The 20,439-nt window shown below is 73.6% G+C and carries 13 protein-coding genes; 4 read left to right on the plus strand and 9 right to left on the minus strand.

The window, feature by feature from the left end:
• Window positions 1-2: 2 nt before the first annotated feature.
• Together ACN265_RS14735 and ACN265_RS14740 are read right to left on the minus strand one after the other, a co-directional pair.
• Window positions 3-2,240, minus strand: coding sequence for an ATP-binding protein (locus tag ACN265_RS14735; RefSeq protein WP_421408131.1), 2,238 nt, complete (start codon window positions 2,238-2,240; stop codon window positions 3-5).
• 69 nt (window positions 2,241-2,309) lie between these two features.
• On the minus strand, window positions 2,310-2,837 hold the full coding sequence (locus ACN265_RS14740; RefSeq protein ID WP_420117297.1) for an RICIN domain-containing protein: 528 nt from the start codon (window positions 2,835-2,837) through the stop codon (window positions 2,310-2,312).
• A 438-nt stretch (window positions 2,838-3,275) separates the two neighbouring features.
• Here ACN265_RS14740 and ACN265_RS14745 point away from each other — a divergent pair, with 438 nt between their 5' ends.
• Window positions 3,276-4,289, plus strand: a complete 1,014-nt coding sequence (locus tag ACN265_RS14745) for a LacI family DNA-binding transcriptional regulator (RefSeq protein WP_420117296.1) — start codon at window positions 3,276-3,278, stop codon at window positions 4,287-4,289.
• A gap of 13 nt (window positions 4,290-4,302) precedes the next feature.
• Here ACN265_RS14745 and ACN265_RS14750 read toward each other — a convergent pair whose 3' ends face one another.
• Window positions 4,303-6,021, minus strand: a complete 1,719-nt coding sequence (locus ACN265_RS14750) for an amylo-alpha-1,6-glucosidase (protein WP_421408135.1) — start codon at window positions 6,019-6,021, stop codon at window positions 4,303-4,305.
• 326 nt (window positions 6,022-6,347) lie between these two features.
• On the opposite strand from ACN265_RS14750, the gene ACN265_RS14755 reads away from it, so the two are divergent.
• Entirely contained in the window at window positions 6,348-8,180 is a 1,833-nt protein-coding gene (locus ACN265_RS14755) for an RICIN domain-containing protein (protein ID WP_421408138.1), read from the plus strand.
• Between the two features lie 159 nt (window positions 8,181-8,339).
• On the plus strand, window positions 8,340-9,932 hold the full coding sequence (locus tag ACN265_RS14760; RefSeq protein ID WP_421408140.1) for an arabinofuranosidase catalytic domain-containing protein: 1,593 nt from the start codon (window positions 8,340-8,342) through the stop codon (window positions 9,930-9,932).
• 81 nt (window positions 9,933-10,013) lie between these two features.
• On the opposite strand, the gene ACN265_RS14765 is transcribed toward ACN265_RS14760, so the two are convergent.
• The 5 genes from ACN265_RS14765 to ACN265_RS14785 form a co-directional block, all read right to left on the minus strand.
• Window positions 10,014-12,230 (minus strand): ATP-dependent RecD-like DNA helicase, encoded by a 2,217-nt coding sequence (locus ACN265_RS14765; protein ID WP_421408142.1) that lies wholly within the window; start codon window positions 12,228-12,230, stop codon window positions 10,014-10,016.
• Window positions 12,231-12,341: 111 nt separating this feature from the next.
• A complete protein-coding gene (locus tag ACN265_RS14770; protein WP_421408145.1) occupies window positions 12,342-15,704 on the minus strand; it encodes a M12 family metallo-peptidase in 3,363 nt (1,120 codons plus the stop codon).
• A gap of 241 nt (window positions 15,705-15,945) precedes the next feature.
• Window positions 15,946-16,542 carry a GNAT family N-acetyltransferase gene (locus ACN265_RS14775; protein WP_420117290.1) on the minus strand — a complete coding sequence of 199 codons (597 nt, stop codon included), beginning with the start codon at window positions 16,540-16,542 and terminating at the stop codon, window positions 15,946-15,948.
• Between the two features lie 32 nt (window positions 16,543-16,574).
• The gene (locus ACN265_RS14780; RefSeq protein ID WP_420117289.1) at window positions 16,575-17,678 is read right to left on the minus strand and encodes a winged helix DNA-binding domain-containing protein; all 1,104 of its coding nucleotides are present in this window, start codon (window positions 17,676-17,678) and stop codon (window positions 16,575-16,577) included.
• 70 nt (window positions 17,679-17,748) lie between these two features.
• Window positions 17,749-18,975 (minus strand): sensor histidine kinase, encoded by a 1,227-nt coding sequence (locus ACN265_RS14785; protein WP_421408148.1) that lies wholly within the window; start codon window positions 18,973-18,975, stop codon window positions 17,749-17,751.
• Between the two features lie 168 nt (window positions 18,976-19,143).
• Here ACN265_RS14785 and ACN265_RS14790 point away from each other — a divergent pair, with 168 nt between their 5' ends.
• Window positions 19,144-19,362, plus strand: coding sequence for a hypothetical protein (locus ACN265_RS14790; RefSeq protein WP_421408150.1), 219 nt, complete (start codon window positions 19,144-19,146; stop codon window positions 19,360-19,362).
• Window positions 19,363-19,422: 60 nt separating this feature from the next.
• Here the strand turns inward: ACN265_RS14790 and ACN265_RS14795 are convergent, their stop codons facing one another.
• Window positions 19,423-20,436 carry a MerR family transcriptional regulator gene (locus ACN265_RS14795; protein WP_421408152.1) on the minus strand — a complete coding sequence of 338 codons (1,014 nt, stop codon included), beginning with the start codon at window positions 20,434-20,436 and terminating at the stop codon, window positions 19,423-19,425.
• Window positions 20,437-20,439 lie beyond the last annotated feature (3 nt).

Here is a 20,439-nt window from a genome sequence, read left to right on the forward strand (position 1 = left end):
GCTCAGCCGGTCCCGGACAGCTCGGCGAGCAGGTCCCCGGCCCGGCGGGCCAGGTCCGGGTCGTCACAGTCGTCGGCCAGCGCGATCGCCCGCGCCAGGTACGCCGGGGCCGACCGGGTCTCCCCGGTGCGACGCAGCGCCTCGACCAGCTCCACCAGGGCCAGCGCCTCGATCGCCGGCATCGCGGTCGCGCGCAACCCGGACACCGCCTCCCGCCGGACCGCGACGCACTCCGACCACCGGCCGAGAGCGGCGAGGTCGTCGCCGATGCGCCGGCAGGTCAACGCGTCGGTGGAGGCCCGGGCGAAAGCCGCGATCGGGTGGTCCGGATCGCGCAGCAGCCGTCGCGTCCGCTCGTGCACCCGCAGCGCCTCGGCGGGTCTGCCCAGCGCCAGCAGGGAGGAACCGAGCGAGGCCATCGCCTGCGGCAGCCCCTCCGGGTCGGCCGCGCGGCGCAGCATCACCCAGGCCCGCTGCCGGTGCCGCAGCGCCGCCGCGTGCTCACCCAGCCCGGTGTGGCCGCTGGCGGCGTAGAGCAGCGCCCAACCCTGCTGGGCCGGGTCGCCCGCGCGGACGGCCCGGTCCAGCGCCCGGGTGGCGGTGGCGACACTGCGCGCGTACTCGCGTTGGCAGATCGCCTGCGCCCAGGACAGATAGTTGAGGTGGACCGCCTCGGTGCGGGGGTCGCCCAGCCGGGCGGCGGAGCCGGCGGACAACCGGAAGACCTCCGGCCAGACGTCGAGGTGCACCCGGCTGTCGGAGAACCAGTGCAGCGCGTCGACGGTGTCGACCACCTGCTCGTGCAGGCCGTCGGTGGCGGCGGACCGCAGCGCCGCGAACCAGTTGCCCCGCTCGGCGTCGAGCCAGCCGGCCGCCGCCGTCCGGTCCGGGAACTCCGTCAGCGACGCCGGGCCGCCCGGCTCGAAGTGCTGCCCGGCGGCCGTGGTGCGGGCCAGCCACCACCGCAACAGGGTGGTCCGCAACGCACCGGTCGTCGCCGGCTCCTCGGCGGTCATCCGGTCGCCGGCGAACTCCCGGACCAGGTCGTGCAGCCCGTACCGGTCCGCCGGCACGGCGGCCACCAGCCCGCTCTCGACCAGGGCCTCCAGCCGTCGCTCGGCCTCCTCGACGTCGGCGTCGCCGACCACGGCGACCGGCTCCGGGCCGAAGTCCGGGCCGGGCACCAGGGACAGCCGCCGGAAGGTGCGCCGCAGGTCCGCCTCCAGCCGCCGGTACGACAGGCTCAGCGCGGTGTGGATGCCGGCGGCCCCGGCGTCGATCACGGTGAGCCGGGCCTGCTCTCCGGTGAACCGCCGGTTCAGCTCCCCCACCGACAGCCCCGGCTCGTCCGACAGCCGTTGCCCGGTGACGCGCAGGGCCAACGGCATGTGCCCGCAGTGCCGGGCCAGCTCCGCCCACCCGGTCGGGTCGGCGTCCGCGTCGGGCGCGGCGATGGCCCGCAGCATCGCGGTCGACTCCTCGGCCGGCAACGGCTCCAGGGACAGCCACCGGGCGACGTCCAGGCCGCTGAGCCGTCGCCGGCTGGTGACCAGCACGAGACCGGGCCCGGCCCCGGGCAGCAGCGGCCTCGCCTGGGCCTCGTCGGCGGCGTTGTCCCACACCACCAGGGCCCGGCGCTGGCAGAACACCGACCGGTACGCCGTGGCCCGCTCGTCGAGCCCGGCGGGAATCCGCCGCTCCGGCACACCGAGGGCGCGCAGCAGCAGGTGCAGCGCCTCGCCGGGCGGGGTGGGGACGTCGTCCATGCCGCGCAGGTCGACGAAGAAGCAGCCGTCGGGGAACTCCGGGGCCAGGTCGGTCGCGGCCCGTGCCACGAGGCCGGTCTTGCCCACCCCGGCCGGCCCGGTGACGACGACCACGGTGGCCTGCTGCCGGTCGCCCGGCGGCCGGCGCGCGACGTCGGCGAGGGTACGCAGCGCCGCCGCCCGCCCGGTGAAGTGGCACGGTGGGGCGGGTGGCTCGCAGCCGGCGGGCCGGTCGGAGGTGACCTCGTCCAGCCGGCGGCGCGCGTCGTCCGGCACGTCGAGGACGTCACACAGGACGGTCAGGGTACGCCGCTGTGGGCGACGGACCCGGTCGCGTTCGATGTCGCTGATCGCCCGGACACTGACCCCGCAACGCTCGGCGAGCCCCTCGATCGACAGGCCCGCCGCCAGCCGGTGGGCCCGCAGCACGGCGCCCAGCGACGGCCGTTCGGGTGTGCTCGGTATCGGGTTCACCGGGCACACCCTCACAGATCACCGACCTGCGGTGCCACACATAGACCAGTGACTTACCGCATGGTCGGATCACCGACCATTCAGCCGCCACGTCTGGTATCCGCCGTAGTTGCACGCCCGGGCGTACGCCTCCCCGCTGCCGTGGGTGTCGACGCAGATGTAGCGGGTGTCGAAGTAGTTGAGCCGCAGGGACACCTGGTTCCAGTTCGGACCGTAGCCCTCGATCTGCTGCTTCAGGCTGCCGGTGCACTCGTAGGCGTGCTGTTGCGGGCCGCCGTACTCCCACATCTCGATACACCGGCCGGTCTGCCGGTTGCGGATGGTCACCCGGTCGTATCCGGACGGGGCCTTGCCCGCCGAGGTGACGGTCCACGTCTGCCAGTTGTTGCCGGCCTGGCACGGCAGGGTGTAGATCGATCCGACACTGTTGCTGTCCAGGCACATCCCGGTGGCGAAGTTCTGGAACTGGCCGGTGAACTCGTAGCCCGCCGCCGCCGGGGAGGCGGACGCCACCGCCGCCCCCGCGACCAGCATCATCGTCGCGGTCAGTCGCGCGAGAACCCCGCGCCACGTCGTGTTGCCCCTCCTGACCGTCACCCTGGCTCCTCCTGTCGTCGGTCCGGACCACTGCCGCCCGGCTGTCCCGATTACACCGACGTCTGCCGATGGAGGCCATGCAGAACGGCAGGCAAGAAGCGGCGTCCTCAGCGGTCCGCCCACCGGTGCGGTCGCCCTTTCGTGACGTCACCGGGCCCGGCCGGGAACTGCCGCCGAGTGCGGACGATTTGTCGGCCGCCGCCGGTGCGACGTCAGACGTCAGACCATTAACGTCAGTTTTTCGCGCCGGATATTACGCCGCCTTTCGACCGGCGCGGGCCGGCTGACCTCGGCGGCCACGACCATCGGTATCGCCGGATTGGCCACGGCACGTGTCGGAACTGTTGCTGTGCCGGCGTCGAATTGCGGAACCGTTATGCTCCTCGCAAGCACGGCGCATTCCCGCGCCGCTGCCGGAATTCGGCGTTGAGGGCGGAAATGAACATCGGGGAGATCGCCCGGCGGGCCGGAGTGTCCCGCAGCACCGTGTCCTACGTGTTGAGTGGGAAGCGGGCGGTGTCGGCGACGACCCGGCAACGGATCCAGGCGGTCATCGACGAGCTGGGCTACCGGCCGAACGCCAGCGCCCGCGCGTTGAAGGAGGGGCGTACCCGCACCCTCGGGCTGGTCATCCCGCCGGCCAGCCAGCGCCTGACCGACATGCAGCTGGGCTTCGTCGCCAGCGTCGTCGAAGCGGCCGCCCGGCACGACCTGGACGTGCTGCTGTCCCCCTCCGGCGGCGACCACGACCGGTCGTTCGAACGGATCGTCACCGGACGGCGGGTGGACGGGGTGGTGCTGATGGAGATCCGGCTGACCGACCACCGGGTGACCCGGCTGGCGACGGCGGGCGTGCCGTTCGTGACGATCGGCCGGACGGCAGAACCGCACGGGATGAGCTGGATCGACGTCGACTACGCGACGTTGATCTCCCGCTGCGTGCACCACCTGGCCGACCTGGGACACCGCCAGGTGGCCCTGGTGAACCGGTCCGCCGAGCTGGTAGCGGCGGGTTACGGCCCGAGCCACCGCGCCCTGGCCGGGTTCCGGGCGGCGGTCGCCGAGCGGGGCCTGACCGGTGTCGACGTCTGCTGCGGCGACGACACCCCCTCGGGCGAGGCGTGCGTGGCGCAACTGCTCGCGGACCACCCGCAGGTCACGGCGGTGGCCACCCTCAACGAGGCCGCGCTGCCCGGGATGCGGCGGGCGTTGGACGCCGCCGGTCTGTCGGTGCCGGGCGACTTCTCCGTCACCGGGGTCGCCGCCCGGCACTGGGCCGAGGACTTCCACCCGCCGCTGACCGCGGCGGACGTGCCGATGCGCCAGATGGGGGCCGAGGCGGTGGCGCTGCTGCTGGAGCTGATCGCCGCGCCCGGCGGCACGCCCCGGCACCGGCTCTACGCCCCGCCCATCTCGCTGCGGTCCAGCACCGGCCCGGCCCGGTCCCACTGACCCGGGCCGGCGGTCACGACCCGGTGACCGGTGGGTTCCGGCGTTCCTGCCGGGCTGCGGCGAGCACGAGATAGCTGCTGGCCGTCCAGGTGTACGCCCGGTCGCGCAGTCCCTTACCGGTCTCGGCGTCGAAGTTCTCGGCGAACCCGGACCTCTCGCACAGGGCGAGGAACCGCCTGCCGATCTCGTCGGCCAGCGCGGTGTGCCCGGCCCGGCGCAGCCCGTCCTCGACCAGCACGGTGGAGGGGGCCCAGATGGGGCCCCGCCAGTAGCCGTCGGCGAGGTAGTGCGGCGAGTCGGTCGGTTCGGTGGCCAGCCCGTGGGTCGTCAGGTGGGCCGCGACGCCCCGGGCCAGCGCACCGGTGACCGGGGCGGGCAGGTCGTCGCCGAGGATGACGGGCATCAGGTCGAGCAGGCTGCGGCTGGCCCGGCGTCGCCCGGTGTGCGGGCTGCGGGCGGTGAAGCGTTCGCCGTCCCACAGGTCGCGCAGCAGGGCGGTACGGACCCGGTCCGCCTCGGCCGACCAGCCGGCGGCGGGCCCGCCCAGCTCGGCGGCGAGGTCGGCCAGGCAGCGCAGTTGGCTGACCAGGAGGGCGGCCAGGTCGGCGGTCTCCAGGACCCGGCCGTCGTCGAAGGTGGTGGCGTTGTCCCAGCCGCTGTCGTTGCCGTGCTGGTAGTGGGGCAGGTCGCTGCCGGGGGCGCGGCGCGCGTCCAGCCAGAACCGGGTCCACCGGGCCAGCCGGTCGTACGTCTGGGCCAGCACCGCCCGGTCCGGCGGGGTGGGCAGGCGGCGGCGCAGTTGGCCCAGGGCCCAACCGTGCACGGGTGGCTTGACGAAGTTGTTCAGCACCTCGGAGTGGGTGACCGAGTCGGGCAGTGCGCCGGCGGCGTCCTGGTGGTCGAACGGCAGGTGGAACTGGTGCCAGGCCAGGTCCGGTTCGCCGGCGGCCAGGGCGATCGCGTTGAAGCAGTGGTCCCAGCTCCACACCTTGTCCATCCAGTGCTTGGACATCAGCACGGCCGGTCGGGTGACGAAACCGCCCGGCTCGACGGTGGCCGACCACAGCACGTACGCGGCCAGTTCGGCGGCGGGGGTGTCGGCGTCGCGCCAGGGGGCGACCGCGTCGACGAAGGCGGCGAACTCGGCGCTGCGCTCGCGGTACAGCTCGTCGAAGGTGCCGGTCGGCCGGTAGGGGGGCCGGGCGGTGGCGTACTCCTCGATGGCGATCTCCCAGGGCCGGTCGGCGGGGAGGTCCAGCCACCGGTCGGCGACGCCGAGCGCCTCGACGCCCACGACGTCGTGCAGCGGCGCGGACAGCCCGGTGACCCGGTAGCGGCGGCCCGTCTCGTAGGAGGTGAACACGGCCGAGCCGTCGACCGGGTCGCGGTAGAGGTAGGTCCCGCTGAACGGGGTGAGGGTGCCCGCCGCGGCGGCGATCCGCAGGCCGAGCCCCCGGCCCCGCAGCCGGAGGGTGTCCGGCCCCTGGTAGCCGACGTCGATCCGGCCGTCGCCGTCGCGCCAGGTGAGCAGCGCGGGGGTGGCGACGACCGTGGCGTCGGCGTGCGGGGCCAGACGCAGCACCGGGTGCATGCCGGTCTGGTGGGAGACCAGGTGCAGGTCGTCGGCGTACGTCTTCTCGGCCACCACCGGGGAGATGTCGAACCAGGAACCGCGGTAGCTGAACGGGACGTCCTGGAGGGAGAACTCCGGGCCGGACGGTGCGACGGTCATGTCGGGTGACGCCCTTTCGTGGTTCGGGTGGTCAGCCTTCGACGGTGCCACGTCGGGCCACCGGCGGCGGACGACGGAACCGAAGCCTCGAATCGATTCGAACGAAGATAGGTCCGCCCGCGCCCGGTGGTCAAGGACGACCCCTGCCGGTCCGGGCCAGCAGGCCCTCCTGGCTGACCGGCGGGCAGATCATCTGCGGAAACATCCCCTTCACCGCACCGTCATTACATTGACATCCTTCATCATTCCGCTCTACGATCCGTTGCGAATCGATTCGCATGCGAAACCCTCCCGGAGAGCGTCCCCACGCCCCACAAGGAGCCGCCGTGAACATCCCGTCCCACCGCCGGCCCGGACGAGCCCGCGCGATCACCACCCGCATCGCCGTCGGCCTGCTCGCCGTCGCCGCCACCGCCGTCGCCGCCACCCCGGCCCGGGCCGCCGACGAGTCGATCAGCATCAACTTCGCCAGCGCCGACGGCACGCCGACCTACCGCGCCTCCGGCTGGATCTACGGCATGACCGAGAACGCCAGCGGCCCGGCCGACCACTTCTACCGGGACGTCAGGTTCCAGTACATGCGGGCCGGGGGCGCACAGCTGCCGGGCAGCGGTTGGGTCGGCGGAAACTACGACCGCCGGTGGAACTCCACCCTCGCCCAGGCCCGCCGGACCGCCGCCCTGGGCGGTCAGTTCATCATCCTGCCGCACGACCTGTGGGGCGCCGACGGCGCGGGAATCTCCCGCTTCCCCGGCGACAACGGCAACTGGACCGACTACGACAACTTCCTCACCCGGCTCATCGGCGACGTCCGGGCTGCCGGGCTGCGGGTGCAGTGGGACATCTGGAACGAACCCAACATCACCATCTTCTGGAACCGCCCGATCTCCCAGTACCTCGAACTGTGGCGACGCACCTACCAACGGCTGCGGGCGGAGTTCCCCGACCAGCTCATCGTCGGGCCGAGCTGCGCCTGCGTGCCGTCGACCAACCACGCGTTCTGGAACCAGTACCTGGACTTCGTCCGCTCCACCAACACGGTGCCGGACATCGTCAGCTGGCACTCGCTGCCCGGCGACCCGGTCGCCAACGTCGCCGCGGCCAACGCCACCCTCGACGCGCGCGGCATCCCCCACCCGCGGCCGTACCAGATCAACGAGTACGGCGCGTCCAACGAGCAGAACCCGGCGGACGGCGCCTGGTACGTCGCCCGGCTGGAGCGGGCCCGCGCGGACGGCCTGCGGGCGAACTGGGCCAGCGCCGGCAACCTGCACAACGACCTGGGCAACCTGCTGGTCCGCAACGCCGCCGGCCAGCACCAGCCCAAGGGCGAGTGGTGGGTCTACCGCTACTACGCCGCGCAGACCGGGCAGATCGTCGCGGTGACCCCCAGCCCGTCCTACGACGCCTTCGCCACCAGGACGACCGGGACGGCGAGGGTGCTGGTCGGCGGCGGTCGGACCACCGGCAACCTGACGGTCAACCTGCAACGGCTGGACGCCACCAGCGGCATCGTGCAGAACAACCAGGTGCGGGTGCTCACCCAGCGCATCCCGTACAACAACGGCGGTGCGGTGCAGGGGCCGGTCACGGTGTCGAACACCGTGGTCACGCTGACCAACAACGCCGCCTCGGTGACCCTGCCGTACGGCAACCAGAACGACACGTACACCGTCACCGTGCTGCCGCCCACGGAGACCGGCTTCACGTCGGTGGCGGTGGCCCAGCACTCCCAGCAGTGCCTGGACAACACCGGCTCGGGCACCACCGACGGCAATCCCCAGCAGCAGTTCCCCTGCGAGGGCGGCGACCAGCAGGTGTGGAACTTCCGGCCGGTCGCCGGGGTGGCCGACACGTACACGGTGGTCAACCAGCAGAGCGGCAGGTGCCTGGACGTCAGCGGGGCGTCCACCGCCGACGGCGCGGCCGTCGACCAGTGGACCTGCCAGAACGGCCCCAACCAGCAGTTCACCCTGCGCCGGGTGACCTACGGGGGCAACGATCCGCACGACTACCAGCTCGTCGCCCGGCACAGCAACAAGTGCGTCGACGTCAACGGGGTCTCCACCGCCGCCCAGGCGCGGATCCTGCAGTGGACCTGCAAGCCGGTCAGCCAGAGCAGCCCGCTGAACCAGACCTGGCGGCTCTGGGGCCGGTGACACCGCCGCCCCGCGCGACCGGGGCCGGACACACCCCCTCCAGATTGATTTACGTCACTGTATTGGGTGATCCTGGGAGGGCTGGCGAACCGATTCGCCGCCACCACCCGAGGGCGGGTCCACCCGGCCCACCCCGTCGACGCACCAAGGAGCCGCCCCGTGCGCACCCCGTCCCCGAACGGACCGGTCCCCGGTCCCGTCCCCCGGTCCCGCCGCCGACACCGGCTGACCCTGTTGGTCGGCGCGCTGGCCGGCCTCCTCGTCATCGCCGGGGCCACGCCCGGCCTCACCTCGCCGGCCGCCGAGGCCGCCGCCGCGGCGATGGCCGCCATCGAGCCGGGACAGAGCACCCGGATCGTCGGCACCGCCTCCGGGCGCTGCCTCGAGGTCCCCAACTCCAGCACCGCCAACGGCACCCAGACGCAACTGTGGGACTGCCAGGGTGGGGCCAACCAGACCTGGACCTGGACGGCCAGCCGCCAGCTCACCGTGTACGGCAACAAGTGCCTGGACGCCAACGGCCGGGGCACCACCGCCGGCACGGCGGCGATCATCTGGGACTGCAACGGCCAGACCAACCAGCAGTGGAACGTCAACGCCAACGGCACCATCGTCGGCGTGCAGTCCGGCCTGTGCCTGGACGCCAACGGCAACGGCACCGCCAACGGCACCAAGATCCTGCTGTGGACCTGCAACGGTCAGGCCAACCAGCAGTGGACCTCGCCGAGCACCCCGCCCACCACCGCCCCGCCGACCACGCCGCCGCCGACCACTCCCCCGCCCGCCGGCGCCCTGCCGTGCGACATCTACGCCGCCGGCGGCACCCCGTGCGTGGCCGCGCACAGCACCACCCGGGCGCTCTACGCCGCCTACACCGGCAACCTCTACCAGGTACGCCGCTCCTCGGACAACACGACCCGCAACATCGGGCTGACCGGCACCGGCGGCACCGCCAACGCCGCCACGCAGGACTCGTTCTGCACCGGCACCACCTGCGTGGTGACCGTCGTGTTCGACCAGTCCGGTCGCGGCAACGACCTGTGGTACCAGGGCTCCAGCGTGGTGCCCGGGTCGCCGCAGAGCCGGCCGGCGGTCGCGACCTCGGAGTCGCTGACGGTGGGCGGTGCCAAGGCGTACTCGCTCTACATCAACCCGGGCAACAGCTACTGGCGCGACGGTCACCTGACCGGGGTGCCGACCGGGTCCGCGCCCGAGGGCATGTACATGGTCACCAGCGGCACCCACGTCAACAACGGCTGCTGCTTCGACTACGGCAACAGCGAGACCACCCGTAAGGCCGACGCCGCCGGCGCGATGGACGCGATCAACTTCAGCAAGCAGTGCTGGTTCGGCGGTTGCTCCGGCTCCGGCCCGTGGGTGCAGGCCGACCTGGAGTGGGGCCTGTTCCCCGGCGGCAGCAGCTCCTGGAACCCGAACCAGCGGGCCTTCACCAGCAAGTTCGTCACCGCCACCCTGAAGAACAACGGCACCTCGCGCTTCGCCATCAAGGGCAGCGACGCCCAGTCCGGCAGCCTCTACACCCTCTACGACGGCTCGCTGCCGCCGGGCTACAGCCCGATGAAGAAGCAGGGCGCGATCATCCTGGGCAGCGGCGGGGACTGCTGCAAGCCCGACGGCGGCGCGAACCTCAGCGCCGGCACCTTCTACGAGGGGGCGATGGTCGCCGGCTACCCCTCGGACGCCACCGAGAACGCGGTGCAGGCCAACATCACCGCCGCCGGCTACCGCTGATCGACCACACGTCGTCGTCGCGCCGGTCACCGTCCACGGTGGCCGGCGCGGCGGCCGTCGATGCCGGATGCCGGTCGGGCGCTACCCGGCCGGCGCGCCGAGGCGGTGGTCCAGGGCGGTGTGCCGGCGGCCCGCGCCGACGGTACGCACGGCGGCGGACAGCGCCCGGCGGGAACCGACCAGGACGACGAGTTGCCGGGCCCGGGTGACGGCGGTGTAGAGCAGGTTGCGTTGCAGCATCATCCAGGCGCTGGTGGTCAGGGGTACGACCACCGCCGGGTACTCCGAGCCCTGCGAGCGGTGGATGGTCATCGCGTAGGCGTGGGCCAACTCGTCCAGCTCGTCGAACTCGTAGTCGAGGTTCTCGTCCTCGTCGGTGCGGACGGTGAGGGTCTGTTCCTCGGGGGTGATGGCGGTGACGATGCCGAGGGTGCCGTTGAAGACGCCAGCCTGGCCCTTGTCGTAGTTGTTGCGGATCTGGGTGACCTTGTCGCCGATGCGGAACACCCGCCCGCCCATCCGCCGCTCGGGTTGCCCCTCGCGGTGCGGGGTGAGCCGCTGCTGCAGCAGGGTGTTCAGGGCGGCGGCACCGGCCGGTCCCCGGTGCATGGGGGCGAGGACCTGCACGTCGCGGCGCGGGTCGAGACCGAACCGGGTGGGGATCCGGGTGCAGGCGACGTCGACGGTCAGCGCGGCGGTGGCCTCGGTGTCCTCGCAGGCGAACAGGAAGAAGTCCGGCAGGCCGTCGAGCAGGGGTGGCCGGCCGGCGTTGATCCGGTGCGCGTTGGTGATCACGCCCGACTGGGCGGCCTGACGGAACACCCGGGTCAGCCGCACCCGGGGGATGGCCGGCGCGGTGAGCAGGTCACGCAGCACCTCCCCGGCACCGACGCTGGGCAACTGGTCGACGTCGCCCACCAGGAGCAGGTGCGCCCCCGGCGGCACCGCCTTGACAAGCTTGTTGGCCAGGATCAGGTCGAGCATGGACGCCTCGTCGACGACGAGCAGGTCGACGTCGAGGGGATTGTCCCGGTCGTGCACGGCCTCCCCGCCGGGACGCAGTTGCAGCAGCCGGTGCACGGTGGCGGCGGGGTGCCCGGTCAGCTCCGACAGCCGTTTCGCGGCCCGCCCGGTCGGCGCGACCAGGGTGATCCGGGCCTTCTTCGCGGCGGCCAGCGCGACGATGGACCGTACGGTGAAGCTCTTGCCGCAGCCGGGCCCGCCGGTGAGCACCGCCACCTTCGCCGTCAGCGCCAGCCGCACGGCGTGCTCCTGCTCGGGGGCGAGGTCGTTGCCGGTGACCGCCCGCAGCCAGGCCAGCGCCCGGGGCCAGTCGACGTCGGCGAAGTGGGGCAGCCGGTCGGCCCGGTCGTGCAGCAACCGCAGCAGGGAGCCGGCCAGCGACTGCTCGGCACGGTGGAACGGCACCAGGTAGACCGCCGGCACCGGCTCGCCGTCGTCGCCGGGCAGGAACTCCCGCACCACGCCCTCCTCGGCGATCAGGTCGTCCAGGCAGCGGGTGACGAGATCACCGGGGACGTCGAGGATCTTCGTGGCGTCGGCAACGAGCGCCGGGGCGGGCAGGTAGCAGTGGCCCGAGTCGGTGGCCTCGGACAGGGTGTACCGCAGGCCCGCCATCACCCGCTGCGGGCTGTCGTGCGGGATGCCCACCGCCTGGGCGATGGTGTCGGCGGTCTTGAAGCCGATGCCCCACACGTCGGCCGCCAGCCGGTACGGCTCCTTCGTCACCACCTCGATCGAGGCGTCGGCGTACTGCTTGAAGATGCGCACCGCGAGCGACGTGGACACCCCGACGCCCTGCAGGAAGACCATCACCTCCTTGATGGCCTTCTGCTCCTCCCACGCGGCGGTGATCTTCGCGGTGCGTTTCGGCCCGAGCCCGGCGACCTCGACCAGCCGGGCGGGTTCCTCCTCGATGATCCGCAGGGTGTCCAGGCCGAAGTGCGCCACGATCCGCTCGGCGAACACCGGCCCGATGCCCTTGACCAGGCCGGAGCCGAGATAGCGGCGGATGCCCTGGATGGTCGCCGGCAGCACGGTGGTGTACGAGTCGACCTCGAACTGCCGGCCGTACTTCGGGTGCGACGACCAGCGTCCCGACAGCCGCAGGCTCTCCCCGGGCTGCGCGCCCAGCAGCGCGCCGACCACGGTCAGCAGGTCGGAGCCCCGGTCGGTGGCGACCCGGGCGACGGTGTAGCCGGTCTCCTCGTTGACGTAGGTGAGCCGTTCGAGGACCGCGTCCAGGGTGGCGAACGGCGGGCGGGCGGGGGCGGTCACCCTCTCATCGTGCCGGGTGCCCGGCGCGCCCCGTCCACCGCCCGGACGCAGACCGGCGTCCTCCCCCGCCGGATGGGCGGGGAAGGACGCCGGGTGTCGCGGTGTGCCTGGTCAGCCGATGGTGAGGTTGCCGCCGGAGGCGGTCAGGGTGCTCTCCCGGGTCGACGCGCCGGTCCAGTCCGAGGAGAAGACCAACCGGTCACCGTCCCAGACGGTGATGCCGATCCCGTCGCGCCGGCCCGGCTCGCCCCGGTCGGTGGCGGTCACCCGCATGGTCAGTCCGGTGGCCACCGGGACCGGGTTCTGCGCGGTGGAGATGTCGTACAGGGTGACCTGGTAGCGCAGGTCGGCGACCGCTTCCCCGGCCACCGCGACACCGAACGACTCCAGCGCGGTGCTCTGGAACTTGTACCGCTTGCCGCCCGACTTGTAGCCGACCTTCGCGCTGCCGGCCAGCTTCTTGCCGTTGTTGATCCGGCCGTCCAGGGTCACCTCGATGCGCCGGTCGTCGTCGAGCGGGTAACCACCGGCGGTGGCCCCGCCCTTCAGGTAGCCCGAGCCGGCGACCGTCCGGCCGTACCCGCCGGCCACCGTGACGGTGGCCGTCGCGCTGCCGGTGTACGCCCCCGACACCGTGGCGGTGACCGGGTGCGCGCCGTGCGGCAGTACGGCGCGGCAGCTGGCCGAGCCGTCGTCCGCCGCCGCGCCGAACGGCGTCGCGACCGCCGTGCAGAGGGTCTCGTCGCCCTCGGTGAAGGTCACCGTCGCGTTGCGGACGTCACCGCCGCCACCGAGGACGGTGGCCCGCAGCAGCACGCCGGTCGTGTCGGCGTCGTCCACCGGGGAGGCCAGGGTGTCACCGGTGTAGGTGACCGTGGCCGCGCGGACCTGGGTGATGGTGAGGTCGGCGTCGCTGAGGTCGAAGAAGACGTTGCCGACCGCCTCGATCTTCAGCCGGCCCCGGGCGGTGTCCACGTTCGGCAGGGTCACCGTCGCCGCCCCGGTGTTCGGCACGCTCTCGGCCAGCACGTGCGGGAAGGTCGCCCCGCCGTCGGTGGACAGCGAGATCTTCACCTCGCCCACGTTGACCGGCGCGGTGTCCGTACCGGCCACGTCCCAGGTGACGGGCATGGTGCCGCCGCCCAGGTGGGTCGCCGACGTCGCCTGCGAGGTGACCAGGAACGGGCCGGCCGTCGGGGCGAGGGTCAACGCCACGTCGGCGCTGCCGATGCCGCCGCCGCCCGGGTGGTGGTCCCGGCCGGTGAGCCGGAAGTGCAGGGTCCGGTCGTTGGTCACGCCGACCCAGTCGGCGGTGGGCAGGAACTCCGAGTAGCAGTCCACCGTCGCGGCGGGCACGTTGCTCGCCCCGCCGGTGGCCGGTGGGGCCGGCGCGGCCGGGCAGGCCCCGGTGGCCGCGTTGGTGTTGTTCGCCGCGATCTGGGCCAGGTCGGGGAAGTGCCGGGTCGGGTCGGTGGTCACCGCGTTCTCCCCCGGCGAGTGGTACTCCAGGGTGTCGGTCGGGCTGACCGCCGCCGCCTCGCCGAACTGGCGGAACAGCGGCCCGTTGGTCTTGGTGTTGTTGACCAGCGCGGTGCCGGTGCTGCCGCCCCGGTCGTTCTGCTCCCACAGGTAGCTGACGGTGTCCCCGTCGGCGTCGGTGGCGCTACCGGTCAGCGCGAACGGGGTCCGCGCCGGGATGGTGTGCGCCGCCGCCGGCACGGTGACCACGGGGGCCCGGTTGCCGGTCTGCGCGGTCTGGAAACCGTTGTTGCCGGCCGCGCCGCCCCGGGCGGTCTCACCGACGAAACCGGACGCGCCCACGACGCCTGTCAGTTCGAGCGCCGGCACGTCGACCCCGGCCAGCGACCCACCGTTGAAGGTGACCTGGAAGCCGGTGTCGTTCGGTGCGCCGAGCCCGCCGAAGGCCGTCACGCTGACGGTGGCCCCGGCCGGCCAACCGGCGATCGCCTCGATCGCCGCCCTGATCCCGGCCGCGGTGTAGTTGCCGCCGCGCACCACCGGCACCGACGACTGCCCCGCGTAGCTGATGCTGAACGCGTCACCGTCGGTGTCGAAGCCGGACAGCGAGACGGTCTGCACCTCGTTGAGCGCCGGGCGGGTGCCGAAGACGAACGTGCTGATCTCGGTGTAGCTGCGCTGCGACCAGTACGGGTCGCTGTGCGGCTGGAGGTTGTCCTGCTGGCAGATGCCCGCGTACGCCATGATCGACGAGCCGCTGCCCGGCTCGTAGGAGTTGGCGGCGCTGCGGTTGCTGCCGGAGCAGTTGTACTGGGTGCCGTTGAAGGTGTGGTTGCCGGCGAACTGGTGGCCGATCTCGTGCGCCACGTAGTCCACGGCGTAAAAGTCACCGACCGGGGTGGGCAGGCCCGTGCAGCCGCGCGCCTTGCCGTCCAGGCCGACCACGCCGAGGCCGGCGACGCCGCCACCGGGCAGGCCGAGGCCGATGTGCCCGACGTCGTAGTTGCCCGCGCCGACGAGCTGGCCGAGCACGATCCGGTTGCGGTTGAGCAGCGAGCTGGTGCACGACGAGATCTGCGTCGGGGTGTAGCAGGCCGCCGCGCCGCACGGCCCGTTCGCCTCGGTGGCCAGGGCGGCGGTGTTCAGGTTGGTCTTGTCGGTGTCGTTGACCAGCACCAACCGGATCGCCGTCTCGTCCTCGTAGATCTGGGTGACCCGGTTGATCAGGGTCACCTTCGCCGCGGTGACGTTCTCCGCACCGAAGAAGGTGGCGTACGACGGGTCGGTGACCAGGGCCAGCCGGTAGGTGCGCAGGGTGACCGGCGCGCCCGCCGGGTCGTCCGCGGCCACCTCCGGCGACAGCGCCCCGGCCGCCGCCGCGACGTCCTCCCGCTCCACCATCGCCGGGTCGGTGTCGATCAGGTCACGGGCGTAGTAGCTGGCGTAGACGCTCTGGTCGCCGTGGTAGTACGGGTCGAGGTACCAACTGCCGCCGGTCGACCGGACCGAGGCGTGGAAGCCCAGCGGGGTCAGGTCGGCCCGGATGGTCGCCGTCGGGTCGTCCAGGCCCCGGCCGACGTACGTGCTGATCTCGGGATGCCGGGCGGCGAGCCCCGGCTCCATCACCGGCGAGTCGACCAGGCTGAACCGCTGGAAGCCCCCGGTGGGGGTGGGCAGCGCGACGGTCAGCGCCGGCTGCGACCGTCGGGCCGTGCCGGCCCGCTCGGCCGGGGCGTCGGCCAGGGTGTCGGCCAACGCGGCCCGGTCGAGGGTGTACGCGGCGAACCGCTCGGCGCGGATGTCGGGGGTACGCCCGTCGCGGGCGTTCACCGACGGCTCGCTCGGCAGCTGCCGCCAGGGGCCGGAGTCGGCCGGCGCGGCGACCGCCGCGGTGCCGCCGGTCAGCGGCAGCACGGTGGCGACCAGCACCGCGGCGCACAGCCCGGCCAGTCGGCGGCGGCCGCGACCAGCGGGATCGGGGGGTGGAACCGTCATCGAGTGGGCCTCACTTCACCAGGTATGGGGAACGGGCCGGATGGCGTGGCGTTCGTGGGCCACGCCGGGCTGTCCCGGGAAGCCCACGCTATGACGGGTCCCCTGTCGACAGACATCATCCGTAAAGTCGACGCGGTGGCACGGCGCGGCGGTGTAAATGCTCCCCAGTGGACCGTGTGGCACGCGCCGGGCAGGCCCGAACGGGCCGCCGGATGGGGCGGTCGCGGACCAGGTGCCGGGGTCAGCCGGCTGGTCGATCGCCCCGGATGCGGGCGTGCAGGTGCATGTCGTGCCGACCGTCGGCGTGCACGGCGTCGCTGCGCTTGGTGCCCTCCAGCCGGAACCCGGCGCGCAGCGCGGTCCGGCAGGAGGCGACGTTGCGGGTCGAGTGGTCCAGGTGCAGCCGGTGGAAGCCTGCCTCGTCCAACGCCCACCCGCCCAGCGCCGTCAACGCCCGGGAGGCCACCCCCGCCCGGCGGGCGGCGGGAAGCACCCAGTACGCGCACCCGGCGACGCCGTCATCGAGATCCATGCCGGTCAGGGCGATCCGGCCGAGCACCTCGACGCCGTCGCGGGTCACCGCCCAACTGGCACCGGTCTCCCGCGCCCAGGCCTGCTGGTACTCCACGAACCACTCCCGGACCTGACTCTCGGAGGCCGGATGACGGGTGTGCCAGTGCCGGATCTCCGGATCCCGGTAGGCGGCCAGGAACACCCGGGCGTCGGCCGGCTCCCACGCACGCAGGACCAGACCCCCCGGCGCGGCGAGGGTCGGCTGCGCACCGGCGGCGAGGGCCCCGGCAGGGATGGCCGGTGGCGTGGAGAGAGGGACCCGCACGCCTCATCCTCCCCCGGTGCCGTGGGCCGGTGTCAAACTCCGCTCGGGTCGACGTCGACGTCGACCCGGGCGAGGCCCCGGTGGGCGGCGAGGCGTTCCGCCTGCGCGACGATGCCGTCGTGGACGGCGGCGGACAGCTTCCGCCACGGCTGGACGGCGAGCGTCAACGCCCGGCCGGCCTTACGGGGCCGCCAGGTGCCGACGATCTCACCGCCGGCCAGGACGGCCCCGGGGCGGCCCAGCACCGGCCACAATTGCTTGGCGTGAGCCGCGTCCGGCACCAGGGTCGCCCGGTCCCGCGCCTGCAGGAACAGGTCGAACGGGCCGAGCAGGCGCACGGCCGTGGTGTCGGCGGCGCCGGTGAGCGCCGGCTCGTCGGCGGCGAGCAGCGAACGGGCCTCCCCGTCGACCCGTACCTCGACCACGTCCTGCGGCCAGCGGGCCCGCACCTCCCTGACCGGGGCGTCGAGGTAGTCGGCGACCTGCTTGGGGGTGGCCGGGCCGAGCAGCCGCAGGTAGGCGCGGACCAGGTCGAACCGGTCGCCGGGCGGCGCGGCCCGGGTGAACCCGGGGATGCGGTGCAGGACCGGTGGCGAGGTGCCGGGGCGCAGCTCCAGCCCGGCCCGCACGGCCGCCAGCCGGAACGGCATCTCGTAGAGGTGGGTGGCGGCGCACGGACGGCAGAACCGCAGGTAGGGCTCGGGCAGCAGCTCGGCCAGCCGCCCCGAGACGTCGCCCTTGACCGTCGGAATGGTGACCACCGCCCGCATCCGCGCCGCCACCTCGTCGAGGGCGGCCAGGTTGCCGATGCCGGCGGCCTTCAGCGGCCGGGCCGCGTCGTAGATGCGTTTACCCGCGTCCGCGTCGGAGTACGGCGCGACCGCCCCCGCCACCTCGGCCACGTCGGCGCGACGGTAGAGATGCGGCGCGCCGCGAACGGTCCAGAGCAGGATCAGGTCGTCCGCGACCGGTGTCGGCACCTCGACCCCGCGCAGCGCCAGGGCCCACCGGCCGCCGTCGGGGCCGGTGTCCTGCACCCCGATGTCGAGCACGGCGGTGTCCGCCGGGGTGCCCTCGACCCGGTCGAGCTGCTGCGCCCCGACCCGGAACTGCATCACCTGACGGCGGTCGATCATCCGACCAGCCTAGGTGCCACCCCCGACAACGCCTGTCCGGAGCTTCGACCGGGAACATCGTTCTTGGTGATCACGATCCGCACGGCAGCTCCACCTCCAGTCTCGTCGGTCCGCCCGGTGGGCTGGTCAGCGTCATCCGGCCGTCGTACGCCCCGACCCGCCGACGGATGCCGGTCAGCCCCGAGCCGCCGCCCTCGTCGGCGTCGCCGCGCCCGTCGTCGGTGACGGTCACCAGCAGCCGGTCCTGCTCGCGGCGGACGGTCACGTCGACCCGGCCGGCGCCGCTGTGCCGGACCACGTTGGTCAACGCCTCCGCCACCACGAAGTAGGCGGTGGCCTCCACCGAGACGGCGCAGCGTACCGGCACGTCGACGGTGAGCTGGCAGGGCACCGCGCAGCCGCCGGCCAGGCCGGCCAGGGCGCCGGTGAGGCCCCGGTCGTCCAGCACGGGCGGCAGGATGCCCCGCACCACCGTACGCAGTTCGCCGAGCGCCTGTTCCGCCGCGTCCTGCGCCTGCCCGAGGATCTCGTCGGCCCGGGCCGGGTCCCGCCGCACCGCCCGGCGGGCCGCCCCCAGCAGCACGCTGACCGCGACCAGCCGGTTCTGGGTGCCGTCGTGCAGGGAGCGTTCGATGCGGCGCAGTTCGACCGCGTGGGCGTCGAGCGCCGCGGCCCGGGTGGCGGTCAGTTCGGCGACCCGCAGCGACAGGTCGAAGCCCGGCGGCGGGGGCAGCAGCCACCGGCCCGGCCGGGCCTGGAGGCGGGCCAGCGCCGGACCGAACGCGACCGTGGCGGCCAGCCAGCCGAGACCGAGCAGTCCGACCAGCAGCGCCTCGGTCAGCCCGTCGACGCGCCACCAGACGATCCCCGGCGCGCCGGCCCCGGGCGGCAGCAGCCGGTACCACAGGGGGAACGTGAGGTCCTGCACGGCGTAGAGCGGCAGGGCCAGGCCGAGCAGTCCGCCGATCAGGCCGGTGACCGCGTGCAGGGCGACCCAGCCGAGTTCCCGGCGGACGAACGGGTCGCGCACCGCCACCCGCAGCTCGGCCGGCACCGGGCCCGGGGCGGGGATCGTCGCACCCCAGCGGGACAGCCGGGCCCGCTCCCGGTCGGCCACGGCGCGTACCGCCCGCAGCGCGCCGGGTGCCGCCGGCAGCCCCACCCAGACCAGGCAGGCCGCCGCGACGAACACCGCCCAGAGCAGCGCGGCCAACGCCAACAGTGCGGTGCCGAGGCCACCGACCAGGTGTTCGAGGGCGTCGACCGAGGCGCGGACCCGGTCCCGCAGGTGTGTCATCGCAAGACCTCCCGCGCCAACATAGGCCACCGGGCGGCCGGCCCGGCACCGTCGGTGCGGAAAGTAGCGCCTGCTGTACCAGCGCCGGTCGTGCTGGCGGGATCGTGTCCGACCCACCGTCGCGCCTAGCGTCGAACTGGTCGAACACCCGCCACCGAGGAGGCAGCCATGACCGATCCGTACCGCGTCGCCGACGCCCCGGCCGAGCCGACGCACCCGGCGACCGACCGGCTCCGCCCACTGCTGTGGGTGGTGCTGGTCGTCAGCCTCGCCGCCAACGCGGCGCTGACCACCGTGCTGGACAACCAGTGGGCCGGCTCCGCCTGCGGCCTGCTGGCGGTGCTCTGCGCCGGGACGCTGGTCGCCCGGCACCGCCGCGCCCGGTGACCGACGCCCGGGACGCGGGGCCGGTGGTGGGCCGGGTCGGAGCCCGCCCCCGGCCGGCGTTCAGCGGCCGTCGGGGGCGGTGCGCAGGGTGAGCAGGTAGCGCGCGGTGAGCGCGACGGCCCGGTCCTCGTCCCCGGTCAGCCCGGCCAGGGCCCGGGACGTCGTGTCCCCCGGGATGCCCGCGAGCGCCTGGGTCAGCCGGCCGCGCGCCGACGCCCCGGTGTCGCCCCGGGTGAGCAGCTCGATCAGGCCGGCGGCGATCCGGTCCGCCGTGGCGGGATCGGTCGCCAGCACGCTGAGCGCGTCGGCGGCGTCGACGTCGTTCACCTCGGCGACGATCATGTCGATGAGCGTCGGCACGGCGGCGGGCTCGCCACGACTGCCGAGCGCCAGCGCCGCGCACCTGCCGACCACGGGGTCCGGATGGCGCAGAGCGTCGCGGAGCAGCGCGGTGGCGTCCCCACCCGGGATCTCGACGACGGCCCGGACGGCACGTTCCCGCACCTCGGCCGCGGATGCGTCGAGCCCCTTTGTCAGCAGGGGCAGGGCGTCGATGCCCGCGTGGGCGAGCGCCCAGCGCAGCGCCCCGGCGACGTTCGGGTCGGCCTCGTCCAGCGCCGCCGCGACCAGCGCCTCCACCGGCACCGGCACCTCACCGACCGAGGCCAGCGCCGCGCGCTGACGCTGGTCCGCGCGGGGTGAGGCCAGGTCCCGCAGGAGCGCGACCACCTGCAGGACGTCCTGCCAGTCGGCGGGCCCGGCGGCGTCGATCCGCCGGAGGCGGGTGAGCAGCTCCCGCTCCGCGGCGATCCGCGCCCGTGTCTGCCGGATGAGGTCGTCGACGAGTTCCGCAGGGGTGAAGGCGGGGTCGTCGAGCGCCCGTCCCACCGCCCGCAGCGACAACCCCAGCGACCGCAGGCTCTCGATGTGGAAGATCCGTCGAAGGTCCGCGTCGGAGTAGTCGCGGTAGCCGACGCCGGTACGACCGGTCGGTCGGAGCAGTCCGAGCGACTCGTAGTGTCTGAGCATCCGGACGCTGACACCGCAGCGCCGTGACACGTCACCGATCAGCACCGC

Origin of the sequence: Micromonospora sp. WMMD730 (genome assembly GCF_049178955.1) — a bacterium.
Lineage (GTDB): Bacteria > Actinomycetota > Actinomycetes > Mycobacteriales > Micromonosporaceae > Micromonospora > Micromonospora wenchangensis.